The organism is Adhaeribacter rhizoryzae (genome assembly GCF_008629685.1).
In the GTDB taxonomy this organism is placed as follows: Bacteria; Bacteroidota; Bacteroidia; order Cytophagales; family Hymenobacteraceae; genus Adhaeribacter; species Adhaeribacter rhizoryzae.
In genome coordinates this window covers 1-14,496 of sequence record NZ_VWSF01000015.1, presented here as the reverse complement: position 1 = coordinate 14,496, position 14,496 = coordinate 1, and the positions used below count along the sequence as shown (strand labels likewise).

General features: G+C 43.5%; 8 protein-coding genes, 1 other RNA gene and 1 pseudogene. 6 read left to right on the top strand and 4 right to left on the bottom strand.

Features of this window, described 5'->3' with window-relative positions:
• Positions 1 to 66: 66 nt before the first annotated feature.
• Together F0145_RS17445 and F0145_RS17440 are read right to left on the bottom strand one after the other, a co-directional pair.
• Positions 67 to 3,027, bottom strand: coding sequence for a M16 family metallopeptidase (locus F0145_RS17445; protein ID WP_223816129.1), 2,961 nt, complete (start codon positions 3,025 to 3,027; stop codon positions 67 to 69).
• A gap of 270 nt (positions 3,028 to 3,297) precedes the next feature.
• Positions 3,298 to 5,229, bottom strand: a complete 1,932-nt coding sequence (locus tag F0145_RS17440; RefSeq protein WP_150090281.1) for a DNA polymerase III subunit gamma/tau — start codon at positions 5,227 to 5,229, stop codon at positions 3,298 to 3,300.
• A 218-nt stretch (positions 5,230 to 5,447) separates the two neighbouring features.
• Here F0145_RS17440 and ssrA point away from each other — a divergent pair.
• Positions 5,448 to 5,818, top strand: a transfer-messenger RNA (tmRNA) gene (gene ssrA, locus F0145_RS17435).
• Between the two features lie 466 nt (positions 5,819 to 6,284).
• On the opposite strand, the gene F0145_RS17430 is transcribed toward ssrA, so the two are convergent.
• The gene (locus tag F0145_RS17430) at positions 6,285 to 6,581 is read right to left on the bottom strand and encodes a hypothetical protein (RefSeq protein WP_150090279.1); all 297 of its coding nucleotides are present in this window, start codon (positions 6,579 to 6,581) and stop codon (positions 6,285 to 6,287) included.
• A gap of 286 nt (positions 6,582 to 6,867) precedes the next feature.
• Here F0145_RS17430 and F0145_RS17425 point away from each other — a divergent pair, with 286 nt between their 5' ends.
• Entirely contained in the window at positions 6,868 to 7,659 is a 792-nt protein-coding gene (locus F0145_RS17425; RefSeq protein WP_150090277.1) for a hypothetical protein, read from the top strand.
• On the opposite strand, the gene F0145_RS17420 is transcribed toward F0145_RS17425, so the two are convergent.
• Positions 7,654 to 8,583: an HAD hydrolase family protein gene (locus F0145_RS17420; RefSeq protein ID WP_150090275.1), complete on the bottom strand. Its 930-nt coding sequence runs from the start codon at positions 8,581 to 8,583 to the stop codon at positions 7,654 to 7,656. The genes F0145_RS17425 and F0145_RS17420 overlap by 6 nt on opposite strands.
• A 496-nt stretch (positions 8,584 to 9,079) precedes the next feature.
• Here F0145_RS17420 and F0145_RS27025 point away from each other — a divergent pair.
• The 4 genes and pseudogenes from F0145_RS27025 to F0145_RS17400 all read left to right on the top strand — a co-directional run bounded on the left by F0145_RS27025 (position 9,080) and on the right by F0145_RS17400 (position 13,671).
• Positions 9,080 to 9,531: pseudogene (locus F0145_RS27025) on the top strand (DUF5990 family protein).
• A gap of 361 nt (positions 9,532 to 9,892) precedes the next feature.
• Entirely contained in the window at positions 9,893 to 10,411 is a 519-nt protein-coding gene (locus F0145_RS17410; protein WP_150090271.1) for an RNA polymerase sigma factor, read from the top strand.
• Positions 10,398 to 11,027 (top strand): hypothetical protein, encoded by a 630-nt coding sequence (locus F0145_RS17405; protein ID WP_150090269.1) that lies wholly within the window; start codon positions 10,398 to 10,400, stop codon positions 11,025 to 11,027. The genes F0145_RS17410 and F0145_RS17405 overlap by 14 nt, the downstream gene beginning before the upstream one ends.
• A gap of 568 nt (positions 11,028 to 11,595) precedes the next feature.
• On the top strand, positions 11,596 to 13,671 hold the full coding sequence (locus F0145_RS17400) for a c-type cytochrome (RefSeq protein WP_150090267.1): 2,076 nt from the start codon (positions 11,596 to 11,598) through the stop codon (positions 13,669 to 13,671).
• Positions 13,672 to 14,496: the final 825 nt, after the last annotated feature.

The following is a 14,496-nucleotide window of genomic DNA, read 5'->3' as shown; positions in this document are numbered from 1 at the left end:
ATGTACCTGTGATAATATTTAAAGTTAAGAACTTATTATTAAGGTTTTCCTGCATATAACAGCTTATCAATACCCAAACAGTTCTTTCAAACTCAGCTGTTTTACTTTGCCGTATTTCTGCAACTCTTTAAAGTTTAAGCGCTCTTTGGAGCCGATAACCAGGATGACCTGGTTTTGGCCTTTTACAAATTGCTCCTGAAATTTCTTCATATCGGTAAAGGTGAGGGAATTTACACTTTGGTAAATATCCTGCCGGATGTCGTAATCCAGGCCTAAGCGTTTGGACCGCTCATAATCAAATAAAATATCGGATTTGGTGATGCGCTCGGTAGAGATGCTGTTGAGGATGCTTTCTTTGGCGTTGGCAAAATTGGCTTCGGCCTGGGGCATTTCGTTGAGCAGGGCCTGCATGCCGGCTGTTGCTTCCGGTAATTTATCCGATTGCGTACCAATGTAAGATAAAATGTAGTTGGCCCGGTCTTTCCGGCTGGCGTTGGCGTAACGCGAACTAGCCGAGTAGGCGAGGGCCTTCGATTCGCGCAATTCCTGGAATACAATAGAACCCATGTTGCCGCCGAAATATTCGTTGTACAACGTAATGGTGGGTACCAGGTTTTTGTTGAAGTTAAAGGATTTCGTCAGGAAAAGCAGCTCGGCCTGTACCATGTTAAAATCAGTCCAGTAAACCTGGCGGTCGGTAAAGTCTTTTTCCGGGAATACTTTTAAAGGAGGAACGGGTTTTAAGTTGGCCGGCACGATATGACCGGTGTTTAAAGCCGCTGTTAAGTTTTCGGTAGCGCGTGGGCCGTAGTACAAAATGTGGTGCTCGTAGGTCGGGATGCTTTTAATTAAACTTACCAACTCTTGCGGCTTAACTTTACGCAGTTCTGCTTCCGGTATAATATTCGTAAACGGGTTTTTAGGGCCGTATTTGGCGTAGTTCACCATGGCCTGGGAATGAATAATGCCTTTGTTCAGTTTGGCATTGGCCCGTTCTTTTAACACGCCGGCTACCATGTCTTGTAAAGCTTGCTGATCGGGTTGTGGGTTTTGCAGCACGCTTTCGAACAAGGCCAGCCCTTTTTCAAAATTATCATCCAGGCCGGTTAAGCTTACATACACCTGCTCCTGCGACGAGAAAACATCGAAAGAAGAACCCAGTTTGAAAAATTCCTTTTGTAATTCCTCGGCGCTGAACTTATCGGTGCCTAAATACTTCAGGTAATTAACCGCCAGGCCCAGTTTGGGGTTGTTGTTGGTGCCGGTTTCGAGCACGTAGTACAGGTTAAACAAGCCGTTTTCCTGGTTGCGGGTAAAGTAAACCGGAATATTATTTTTGATTTTGGTTTCACCTACGTCTTTTTTGTAATCCAGGAATACCGGTTTCAGCTCCGGGGTTTTGCCAGCCATAACGGTTTTGTAAAACTCCGACTGCACATCGCGGTTAACGGGTACCGCCGTAATGGTGGGCTTTTCTACTTTCTGAATATTCGGGTCTTTGCCGGTACGTTTGTAAACCACCACGTAATTATTCGGGCCCAAATATTTATTGGCAACATCAACTACTTCCTGCTTGGTTATTTTGGCAAATTCATCGCGCATCGCCAGGTAATCTTTCCAATCCAGATGGGCAATATAGGCGCTCACAAAAGCATCGGCTCTAGCTTCGTTGCTCTCGAAGGCTTTCATTTCGGCAATTTTGGTGTTGTTTACGATGGCCGGTATCAGCCAGTCTTCAAACTTGCCTTGCTTTACCAATTCCACTTGACTTAGCAAAATATTCTTTACTTCGTCGAGGGTTTGGCTCTGGCGCGGCGTGGCGCCCAGCAGCAGCACGCTGTAATCGTTCATGGTGTACTCGCCGGCCGAGGCACCCAGTACTTTTTGTTTCTGGTTCAGGTTCAGGTCGATTAAGCCCGCCTGGCCATTTGATAATAGCTGGCTAATCATTTTCAGAACCAGTGCCTCTTTGGATTTTATACCCGGAAACCGGAAACCCAAGCGAATGCTTTCGGCACTCGGGCCAAATACTTCTTTCACGATGGGTTGGGTAATGGGTGCTTCGGCGGGTGGGTTGTAAGCCGGAACCGGCTGGTTTTTTAGTTTACCAAAATATTTATCGATGGTGCGAATAGTCTGGTCGTAATCCAAGTCGCCGCTCATGGCAATGGCCATGTTATTGGGTACGTAATAGGCCTCGAAATATTTCTTGATCTCGGTAATAGACGGGTTTTTCAGGTGCTCGACGGTACCAATGGTGGTTTGGGTTCCGTACTGGTGTTTCTGAAATATTCCGGCCATTAAGGCCTCAAAAACCTTACTGCCATCACTGTCGAGGGAACGGTTTTTTTCTTCGTAAACAGCTTCCAGTTCGGTATGGAAAAGGCGCGGCACCAGCTCCCCGAAACGTTCGGCTTCTACCTGGGCCCATTTTTCAACCTGGTTGGCCGGGATATCGCCGGTATAAACGGTTTGTTCTACCGAGGTATACGCATTGGAGCCGTTGGTACCAATGGCGCCCACCATTTTATCGTATTCGTTGGCAACGGCATAACTGGCCGCTACCCCAGAAATGCTATCTATTTGGTAGTATATTTTTTTGCGTTCGGCCAGGTCGGTTTTAGTCCGGTATACATTGTAGAGGTTTTCTATTTTGGCCAGCTCGGCTTGTTCTTTAGCGAAATCGCGGGCACCCAGGCGGGAGGTACCTTTAAATACCATGTGCTCCAGGTAGTGCGCTAAACCCGTAGCGGTAGCCGGGTCGTTTTTGCTGCCCGCCCGCACCGCAATATAGGTCTGGATGCGCGGCGCATCTTTGTAATCGCTGAGGTAAACGGTTAAGCCGTTATCGAGGGTATAAATACGCGCCTTCAGCGGGTCGTTGGGTACGGTGGTATAGTTGTACTTTTTTTCTTCGGGCGCAGCCGGTGTTTCGGTAGCGGTAGAAGCCGATTGGGTATTGGGGGTTTTACATTGCGAAAGGGCTAAACCCGACAGCAACGCTAAACTCATGAATATTTTTTTCACGGAATTGGGGTGTTTTAAGTTATGGAAAGTACTATCGAATATACAAGAATGGCACCAAAATAAAAATCCCTGAGTTGCGCAGGGATTTCAGCTTTAAAGCTGTTTACCATTTTATTTAATGGTAATAACCGTTTCCCTTGCTGCGGAGGCACCAGCAAGTAGTCTGGCAGAAGCTTTCGAATTGGCGGTGAAAATATCACCAATGGTACCGGATTCTGTTCGAAACAGAAATACTAAACAGCTTATTTCCGCTTCAGCTAATCAGGTATTTTAGAAATCAGTATCCAGCATCAGCCGTTTTCTGAGTTCGGGTAAAATCGGGTGCTTCTCCGATAAATAATTAAACTTATCTTGCGAGGTGTAGAGCTTACGGCCGCCTTGTTGTTCTTTTACCTCCAAACGCACGTTCAGGCGGTTGTTGCGGAGACGCTGGCGTAAGGCGGATAAGAACTCGGCCCGGAACTCATTAAACTGGTCTACCTGCACTGGATTTTCTACCTGAAGCAATATTTCCTGCTTTTCGTCGAGGGTAACCGGGCGATCCAAAATAATATATTCCAGCATTTTGTTTTCGGCTCGCTTCTGCATCGTCAGTTCGCGCCAGGCCGCCTGAAAAGCTTCCGGGCTAACGACAGTGGCTGGACCAGTAGGCTCTTCTTCTGTTGATGTGGCCGTGTGAGTTTTTTGACTTACGGCAGGATTGCTTAACTGGGCCTGAATATCTTTCAGACTAGGCATTTTTACCATCTTTTTGGCACCGGGCAAAGGCACGTTGCGGTCCGGTGCCCGCGACGGACTTGGTTCTTCTACTACCGGCGGGGGCGGAAAATTTACCGTTGGCACCGGCGGCATCTTGTTGATGGCCGTTGGCGAAGTTTCCGGCGGTACTACCGTGGGTGGTGCCGCTGGGGCTGGTGTTTTAACAGTGTGGCCATTGTGGGCCGCAGCTAAAGACTGCCCGTTGCCATTGGTGGGCCCACTTGGAATCGAATCCGGCACTGACCGTGTAGCTGTTTGGTTTTCGCTGGTTCTGCTTTCCGCGGCCGGACTTACACTAGTTTTTTTTTTGACGTCTCCGTTCAGGGAGAAGTCTTTGGCAAAATTAACGGCCTGATTCAGGTGGGCCAGTTTTAAGAGGCAAAGTTCTACGTGCAGCCGCTGATTTTTGCTGTTTTTAAAGTTCGCATCGCAGGCGCTTACTACGTTTAATCCTGATAGCAGGAACGATAGCGAAGTTTGGTTAGCCTGTTGGGCATAGCGGGCTTTAATATTATCTGAAACCTGCAGCAACTGCACGGTTACATTGTCTTTACTTACCAGTAGGCTCCGGAAATGTTCACCAATACCCGTTATAAAGTTATGGGCATCAAAACCGTTTTTCAGAATATCATCGAACAACAGCAAGGTGCCGGCAATATCTTGGTTCAGCAGAAAATCGGTTAACTTAAAATAATAATCGTAATCCAGAATGTGCAGGTTGGCAACTGTTTCCTTGTAGGTAATATTATTACCCGAAAAAGTAACCATCTGGTCGAATATAGACAACGCATCCCGTAAAGCACCATCGGCTTTCTGCGAAATCAGATGCAGCGCATCGTCTTCGGCTTTAATTTCTTCTTTGCCGGCAATATTGCGCAGGTGCTTTACCATATCCTCAATCTGGATGCGGTTAAAGTCGAATATCTGGCAACGCGACAAAATGGTGGGAATAATTTTGTGCCGCTCGGTGGTAGCCAAAATAAAAATAGCGTAGGAGGGGGGCTCTTCCAGCGTTTTCAGGAAAGCATTAAACGCCGAGTTCGAGAGCATGTGCACCTCATCTATAATATAGATTTTGTATTTACCGGCTTGCGGGGCGTACCGTACCTGCTCTACCAGGTTCCGGATGTCTTCTACGGAGTTGTTAGAAGCCGCATCAAGTTCGTGCACGTTAAAAGAAGCATTGTTGTTAAAACTCCGGCACGATTCACATTCATTACAGGCTTCGGTCTGCGGCGTTAGGTTCTGGCAATTAATGGTTTTGGCCAGAATACGGGCACACGTGGTTTTACCAACCCCCCTGGGGCCGCAGAACAAAAAAGCCTGGGCCAAATGGTTGCTGGTAATCGCGTTCTTAAGCGTAGTAGTAATATGGTGCTGGCCTACTACGCTATCAAAAGTAGCTGGCCGGTATTTACGAGCTGAAACAACAAAATTTTCCATCCTATTACAAAGATACGCAAATGCGTTAAAGGTTAAAAGGTAAATATTTTGGGTTTGTATAAGCTTTTAAATATTAAACAGTTAACTTAATTAATTTAGAAAACCTACCTGATAACTGGTTACTGTTAACGGAAACTAGTATCTTTGCTCTACCAATCAGGTTAAGCAAATGAATTTTTCTTAACTATTGGCTGTTTATTTAGTACAAGTACCAATCCGGGGCTGACCGGAATTGACAGCTTGAGCAGGCTGCGTGTAAGCATGTCGGGAGTTGAATGAATCTCCTGTTAAAAAGTCATTCGAACAACAATCGGCGAGTCTAACTACGCTATGGCTGCTTAATCTAGGTATTAAGCAATAGTCATTGTCCCGCAGCTGCTACTCCAAACCGCGGCTGGGTACGGGGCATCGAAAACGCTTGGATAGCGATTGCGAAGGTGTGGCGCAACCGCGAAACTAAACACCTAAGGTAAATCAATAGGTCTGGTGCCGACCTTGATTTATTCGAAAACCCAACGGCAACTAAGCATGTAGAAAGCGCGACAGTTTCCTTGTCTGGACCAGGGTTCGACTCCCTGCAGCTCCACAAAAATTAACACCCAGCTTTAAGATAAAGAGCTGGGTGTTTTGTTTTACCCTTATCCTATATTTTTTATTATGAGTATTTAGGAATTTAAAGCCCCCAGTTCGTAATCAAAAACGCTCCATTTGTTTTAAACTAAACCCAACCCTACAGGTAATATTATGCTTAGTGTGGTTTTTGTTGACTTAAATTAATGCAATTATTTATAATTTGTTTATTTTAGAAATCAATGAAGCTGTTTAGAGTTTTTTTTGTTAATTTTTCGGATAAAGAGGACCATAAAAGCTAAGAGCTGGAGGTTGAACCAGTGCAGGGCTTTAGTTTCAAAGCGTACGAGTAAAGCTTTAAAGCTGTCTAACCAGGCATTGACCCTTTCTATAGCGTCCCTTCTTTTAAAAAGCTGTTCATCAAAATATACATAATCATCCGGTGGGTTTCCATTCCTGGGATTAAAAGCAATATTAACCTCTATTTACATTTTGGCGCACAAGCTTCTAAATTTAGCTGAATCAAAGCCGGCGTCGGCATTTAAAAATAAGCCTTCTGTTTCAATGCCTGCTTCTTTTAACAAATTAAAGAGTTGTTTAGATACCGCCTCTATCTCATATAAATCATGATGGGCACCTGATACGGGCGGGCTGCATGCCAGCATCTGCCCCTTATTATCAGTTAAAAACAGGCTGTTGCAACTGTTAGCGACTTTCCTGGTTTGATAACCAATGCTTTCCCCGCCATTCTTGCAGATAGTCTGGCTACTATCTAGTTGCACGCTGAACAAGTCTATTAGCCGGCGCTGGCTTTTAAGAAGCTCCACCCAGGCCTTGGTCAGGCTGCCGTCACAGGGCCATTTGCGAAAATGGCGGCTTATTGCTTTCTGAATTTTTGATAATCAAAAAAATGCAAATAAATTTTGCTGGTTGGCAGTAATATGCAAAAATATGCTTTTTTTTCTATATCTTCATCCCGAACCAAATCAGCTGAAAATAACCTCTTAATACCAGGTGCTTTATGAGTATTTTTTCTGAAAATAATGTTACCTACCTATAAACTAATTCATGCTCATAAATTCACCCTTTACGGAACTACAAAATAGTACTATTACCTGGCAGGAATTCAGAACAAACCGGGATAACGCCCTATTAAAACCGATTTATCGCGATACAGGCCAAAAACCGGAACGCATGCGCCGCCAGATTTTTCATTACGAAATAAAGCAAACGTATTACATCCATCAGCAGGATTGCCTGTTAGATGAACGCTACCCACTAGTGCAGGCCCAGGCCGAACTGGAATATAATTGTTATTGGTATGCACCATTTTTGGGCTTGAACTTGCCCGGCATTAAGGACATAAGTTTTTACCAGGATGCTGAATTAAATATTGCCCACATGGTGCTGGCTACGCAAGAAGTGCCGGGTACCCGACTGGCAGATATTTTGCAGGACGAAACAATTGCCGAAGCCCTCCGGAAAGAACTGGCGCACCAGGCCGCCTGGGATGCCACTAAAATTACATTAGGTTACGGAGACAATGACCGCAAGCCGAAGAATATGATTGTTTCCAATCCATTCACGCCGGAATGTGCATGCCATCATGTTGATTTTGAATACGCTATGAGTGCTGGTTATACCGGCTTAATTGATAACTGGTTTACAGAAGACATGCCGCGGGAGTTTGGCCGGGAAATCCGGTTTGACCGGCAAGCGGTTATGGAGATGGTTTTGGATTTATTGAACCGGGTGCAGTGCTTACCAATGGGGGATTTTAAAAACAGAATTATTCAAAATCTGAACCAGGCTATTCCTTTAATAAAAACCCACCCGTCTTTAACGGGTCCTGTTTTATAACTGGTAGCTGGGGTCTTTAAGTTTATAGCCCTCCGCTATCTGGGTAAAGACCTCACCTATTTCCGATACTGTTTTTACCGGCAAAATGGTCGCCTGGCAATCGAAACTCAGGGGTAAATCGCCTACCTTTATAACGACTCCGGTTTCTTTTAGAAACACATCCATCGGAGTATCGCCGGCCCCAATAAAATTTTTTAAGTTACGCCCAAGCTGATTTACAAAAGCGTGGGCACCGGCAAGCTTGTTTACACCGGCGGTGGTGTAAAAATCTTTGAGGTTATGTTGCAGGTGCGTACCTGGAATAAGGTCTTTCTTAACCAGTAAAAAAATCATGCTGATTTCTTCGGCGGCTAGATTCTTTTCTAAAGTTGAGAGGCTACTGCTGTAAACCCTCGAAGCGCTTTTATACGTTTGCGCCATTTCGGCAACCCGGCTTTCCTCTGCCGACCAGATAATCTCTCCTTTGGTCCAATCCCGTGGATAATAAAAAGCGGCTATGTTGGGTACCTTTTGTTGTATCAGGAGCCGGATATCATCCATAAAGCGCTTAATTTCTGCGGGCTTTAAAGGTTGCGCTCCGGCTTCTGAGAAACTAAACTCTTCGTTTTCCCCTGGCGAAATATAACCCCATTGGCTGCCGTTTAACGAAATTACCGGAATTGGATTCTGGGCAATCGGATATAAAACAGCGGCAAAGGTTTTGATGATGGAAAGGGGAAACCGGATGGTATTTAGGATGATGGGGCAATTAACCCGGTATAAATTATTTAAGCCGGCCTGCACCTGGGTGGGTACGGAATAATTTCCGTCTAGGTGCTGCACAATGGTGCCATCTAAATCAGTTATTAACCCGCCATTTTGCCTGAAAGCGGGTTGAATGACATAATCCTGAATTAGTTTTTTCTGTTCTTCCGTTAGCGCCATATACAATTTCCGAGATTACCTCTACCAACTTACCTTTAAAAATAAAAGACAGTTACGTTGATGGAATTTCGTATACGATAGTGGGCTAAATAGTTTGGACTTTGCCCTGCCGGAATATGGGCTATGTATAGCCAGGACAACTTCGATTTCCCTTAAGAATGTTTATGGGTCTGTTTAAACAAGTAATTTCCTGTTAGTTGCCTTATATACCGGGTTATGTTAATTAGCACCCGAAATTAAGATTATTACGACCCTTCTACATTTAGCCAGCGCTTTTACCCTGTGCCTGGACATTATTCAGGCTCACTACATCTAATCTAAGGACCGAATCCTGTCGGTGGGCAATAATATAAGCACTAGGCCATGGCTGCCATCGTATAACAAGGTAGCACCTAAACCAATTAAATAACTTTGCCCAACACAAATTAAAGCTTATTAAAATGGACCCCTAGCCGAGGACCGTTATGTGCCAAAGTTCAATTCCTAATTCTGTTATATGTCAAAAGAAATTAAGTTGAGAATAGTACTACAGAACCTGGTTGAGGGTGTGATGTATGGATTACAGAAAGGGAAAGGGGCCGATTACGATACTGAGCAGGCGCAACTCGGAAAAAGAACGGATTCTACCTTTGATTTTGCCATTCAGGTAACGCAAGCAAACGGACAAGGTGTTCCTCTTAGGGGCCATTTGTCCAAGGCCTGGCCGGGAATCGCTTTGTTTACATTAACATTGGCTGCTATGCCGGACAAACTGGAGCACCCTGGAGCAGCCGCCTGAAGGTTCCCTTTCTCGAAGCAGACTTTCAGGACTCTTTATTAGATGAAGATGCGTATTGCAGGTCCTGCATAGTGCCTGGCAGAACGGAGGACGGCAGGCTTGTCTTTGCAACGGTGAAGCCCTTTGGCGGATGGTCTATGCTCAAGCTTTACGACTTAGCGGGCGCATAACATAGTATTGCCGCAACCAAGGCGGAGAGAATACTATTGCGGTGACAAACGCTAAGGGAACTATATATATTTATGCAACTTCGGTAATGCCCTGGCTGAGGCAATACCTGCAATGTGGTGGCGATAATGTAGGACTAAAATATGTTAACTAGTTGCCTTAAAAAAGGACCAAAAAATGAGAAGTAAAAAGACTTGGCATCACCAGGTCTTTTTTATTGCCTATTCATTTTATTAAACCATCTTTTAAATCAGGGTATATTTATGAATACTTAGATGGACAAAGTGATACAGAATTAAAAAATCAAATTTTTGTAGCTTTTTATAAGTACCGGTTACTAATAAGAGAGTAATCAGTTTTACCATGACGGAAAAGTTAGACCATCGTTTTCTGGAAGCCATTAATGAGAACCTGGGCATAGTGCATAAGGTGCTTCGCGTATATTTTCAGGATGCTCACGACCGGGAAGATGTCTTGCAGGAAATGATGTACCAACTCTGGCGTTCTTACCCGTGTTTTGATGGCCGAAGCAAATTTTCTACCTGGATGTACCAAGTCTGCCTGAACACCGCCCTAACGATGAAGCGCAACCAAAAAAGAAAAAAGTTTGAATCGCTTTCTTGGGCGCACTATGAAATTGCTGCCGAGATGCCGGAAAATAAAGAAGAAGCGATAAACCTGCTGCTGGATGCCATTGCCTTTCTTTCCCCGTTGAACAAAGCCATTGTGCTGCTTTACCTAGAGAGTATGAGCTATGAAGAAATAGCTGCTATCGTGGGGCTCTCCCGTTCTAATGTGAGCGTCCGATTAGTCAGAATAAAAAAAGAACTAGAAACCCAATTAAAAGAAAAAATTAAATCCATTAATAATGTCAACACTTGAAGAATACAAAAGAATATGGGAGCAAAAAGAAAATGCAGGGGCTAATCAGGGCACTATTACGCAGGCTTCTCTTGTAAAAATTATTCGTAATCGGGTTCAGCAACACACCAAAAGCGCGTTGAACTATTTTTGGGCCTCATTTACCTTGCAGTTGATTGTTTACGCACTGCTCGGTCATGTAATGGTGAAGTACGGGCAAAGCAGCAGGATTCTTTATTTGGCTATAGCGGGCATTTTATTGTATATCCCTTTTACCATAGTGCTGTTGCGCAAATTTAAAAAGCTGGTTACAGAAAAACCGGTGCTGCAGTCAAACATCGACACCTCTTTGTATAATTATGTGTTTGGCCAGCAGGCTTTGTTACGCAGCTTTTACCATTTTAAAAAATTGTATGAATTTCTTTTAATACCCTCCAGCTGTGCCATCGGAGTTTTCCTCGTGTTTGCCTTGTATGTGCCGGGAGGCGTTCACCAGCATTGGTGGGGCGCTATTATCACCTTCCTTCTTTCACTTGCCTCCTGCATAGCCGCTATCTATGCGGAAAACAAAAAGAGCTTTATCCTTCCGATAAAGCAACTTCAAACTATTCTGGATGAATTTGAGCAGAAAGACTAAATGAAGCTCATCCATTATAAAGCAGCTGAGGCGGGGAATAACAGCGGTTAATTCTAGTAACTCAGGTTAAAATAGCAGGAAGTACACCTCACCAGGCGTACTTCTTCTTATACCAGTATTAATGTTATCCAGACTCCTGGTTAACATAACCACACTTATCAGCTAAACCCCTTTTGCAGTAAATGGAGTGGAGCTTTTTTGGAGGCTTTTTCTGGTACTTTATAAGGGAATCTCCTTTCTTAAAAACCTGCCGGTACCAACCTTGAATATATAAATTTTATACTATATTAACGGCCGCTATTACGTTTAGCCAACTACCGTTTGGCGGCTAAACCTAATAACTCCTTTATACTACTAGATGACGGTCATGCGGTGAAAGAAATCTGAAAACGAAAACATTTTATAATATAAATAATTTTTTGTATCATCATAGAGGTTTATGTTGGTCAACTGTACCAATCTTTTTCTTTCTTCAACTACAGTTCTGTAAAGTTAAATTCAGCATTTTTAAGTTTTCAATCTTTCAGATTTAGAAAGTAATTTTTTCTATAAACAAAACCTGACGCCAATGAAAGCCAACTTCCATACAGCTTTGTTTATCCTCTTGGGATTTATTTCATCCTGCACCCCAAAGCAGGACAAAGAACTTAATACCAGTCTATTGCTTGGAGCAGGATTTGGCATTAATAGTGCAACATTAATTATACAAGACTTAGATAGTGCCCGAAATTATTATGCAAAAGTTCTCGGATTTAATATGCCTCTGCCTGAAAAATCTCAAAAAGGAATATATGACGGAACTCTTAGCGCTTCTGTTAGTTTCCCGGACTGGTCATCGTTAGAACTTCTTTCGGTTAAGGATACAGCACTAGTTACAGCAAAGCATTCATTTATTCCATCTTTTTTAAAGCATTATGAGGGTGTGCGATTGTATTCACTATCTACATCTTCAGTTGACACAACCCGAAATTGGCTCCATTCACAGGGATTTAAAACGGATGCACCCCAGTCTGGCCGTGTTACAACAGAAATGCCTAAGGGATGGGATTGGGATGATGGCGGTCCACAGTGGCGCAGTATAGAATTTAACAGTAATAACCCGCCAGCATATCTTCCCAGCTTTAAGGAAGTAGTTGGTCTTCCTTACCAGGAAGTGCAAAAAGCCTGGAAGCCCTACACCTGGCGCAAATACTATGAGAATCATCCTAATGGAGTAGTGGGAATATCCTCTTTGCGGATTGTTGTTAGCGACTTCAAAGTTGGGCGTAAAGAATTTAAAAAGCTCGGATTGAAGGAACTGGAAGTAAACGACACATTAGTACGTTTTAAAATAGCGCATAACCAGGAGTTGCACTTAATGGCTCCCAAATCACCCGGCGATGAACTTAGCAACTTTTTGAAAACACGTGGACCAGGTGTATATGCCATACGTTTTGAAGTGAAAAATCTTAAAGACACGCGTGCGTTCCTGAAAAAAAAGGTACCAGCCAAGGCTATACTCGCTGACACATTACTGAAACAGTTGAGCGTATCAAAGGAATATGCTTACGGTGTTCAGCTTGAATTTATAGAAGAATCAAAAGAGCAGGCAGATCTAGCTAAAATATACAATTTTAAAGAAGGTTCGAAACTCGAAAGTGCTTCTATACGGTATGCATCAGGCATGTATGCAAAATACTGTGCCTTGTGTCATGGCAAAAATCGCGAAGGCTATGCTGCAGATTTTGCCCCTTCATTACGTTCTCATTCGTTGATAGCGACAACTCAGTTGCCCAGATCCAGTTACAATTATCTCAGGCATGCAATTTCATACGGACGCTCAGGTACTGCTATGGCTCCTTATGCGAAAAGCCAGGGTGGTCCGTTAGAGGACGTTGACATCGATTTATTATTACAATGGCTTCAAGAGTCAAGCGGGGTGAAAAAACCTATTGAAATGTCAGCAGAGCCTATCACCGGGAATGTAGCGCTCGGGAAAGAGTTGTATGGTAAACACTGTACAGGCTGTCATGGTACAAAAGGAGAAGGTGTTAGTGCCCCTGCATTGGGAAACCCCATGCTGTTAGCCACGGCAAGCGATGCATTTTTACGTTATGCCATTTCAGAAGGAAGGGATAATACGCCAATGCCATCATTCAAAGACAGTCTCAGTAAGGTTGAAATAGATGCACTTACGGCCTATCTCAGAAGCCGGGCTTCGGGATGGAATGCTCCGGAAGCAGTTACGGTAACAGAACCGCTTCCGGAGAATTATGTATTAAACCCCCACAACAAAGCACCGAAGTTTTCATTGCGTGATAATCGTTACGTATCTGCCGAACAGCTTCGTAAAGCATTAAAAAACAGTTCGCGTATGATTATACTTGACGCAAGGTCGAAAGCAGCTTGGTACCAGACCCACATTCCAGGTGCTATTTCTGTGCCTTTCTATGAAGAGCCGGATAAATTTATTAAGGATATCCCCAACGACAGTACATGGATTGTTGCTTATTGCGCCTGTCCTCACGCAGCATCTGACAAGGTTGTAAATACATTGAGGCGTTTTGGCTATAAACATACAGCAATCCTTGACGAAGGAATTCTTGTATGGGCGCAGCGTGGTTATCCTGTGCAATACGGACAAGACAATAAGACAAAAAAATAATGTATAAACAAAGAGGAAAAGGCACGAACCGCCAACATTGGTAGGGCCAAAAGCGTGGCTGATGTAATGCAATTGGGCTGACCGAAGAAACTGAACATTTGTTACCCTATTGAGCAGTAGTACTGAACTACCCGGTCTTTGGCAATACTCGACACATTGGTAGTAAGTGTAAGAGAACAGAGATATATCAGCTTAGCTTATCGATAAAATATTTAAAATAAGATAAACTGTAAAAGTGAATACCAAAATAGTAATGACCACGAGTGCCATTATCTTAGGAATTATGGGATTGGTCTTGACCTTTATTCCTGATGAGATATTGCATTATTTTAACTTAAAAGAAAGCAGAATTACTCTGTTGCAAATGCAAATTCTAGGGGCGCTTTATTTGGGCTTTGGGATGCTTAATTGAATGACTAAGTCCAGGCTCATCGGTGGAATTTACGATCGTCCAATTGCTATTGCAAATCCTTATCATTTCTTGATAGCAGGTCTTGCCTTAACAAAGGGGCTGATTACTTATCCCAGTTTACCGCTCAGCATTTATTTAGTAGGGATATATTATGCCGGGTTTGCGGTATTATTTGGAATTATATTATTCAGGCATCCAATAAAGGAGCCCAAATATAATTACCAACTGAGTAGCTTGTCATAGGTAAAATTTCCACGGTGAGGCTCTCACCCCCAGATGCGGGGTAGCTTTTGGAAGGTTCCTGAAAATACTTTACAGGTTAAACGGTTAAAGTACTATTTAAATTATTTACTATCTGGCTTGTATTGGTAAGGTTCTTTCTTCCATATTTTCGCCACCGCTTTTTTAGCGGA

Coding starts and splice junctions, on each gene's coding strand:
- F0145_RS17400 (WP_150090267.1), top strand. CDS start 11,596: ATGAAAGCCAACTTCCATACAGCTTTGTTTATCCTCTTGGGATTTATT.
- F0145_RS17440 (WP_150090281.1), bottom strand. CDS start 5,229: ATGGAAAATTTTGTTGTTTCAGCTCGTAAATACCGGCCAGCTACTTTT.
- F0145_RS17420 (WP_150090275.1), bottom strand. CDS start 8,583: ATGGCGCTAACGGAAGAACAGAAAAAACTAATTCAGGATTATGTCATT.
- F0145_RS17405 (WP_150090269.1), top strand. CDS start 10,398: ATGTCAACACTTGAAGAATACAAAAGAATATGGGAGCAAAAAGAAAAT.
- F0145_RS17425 (WP_150090277.1), top strand. CDS start 6,868: ATGCTCATAAATTCACCCTTTACGGAACTACAAAATAGTACTATTACC.
- F0145_RS17410 (WP_150090271.1), top strand. CDS start 9,893: ATGACGGAAAAGTTAGACCATCGTTTTCTGGAAGCCATTAATGAGAAC.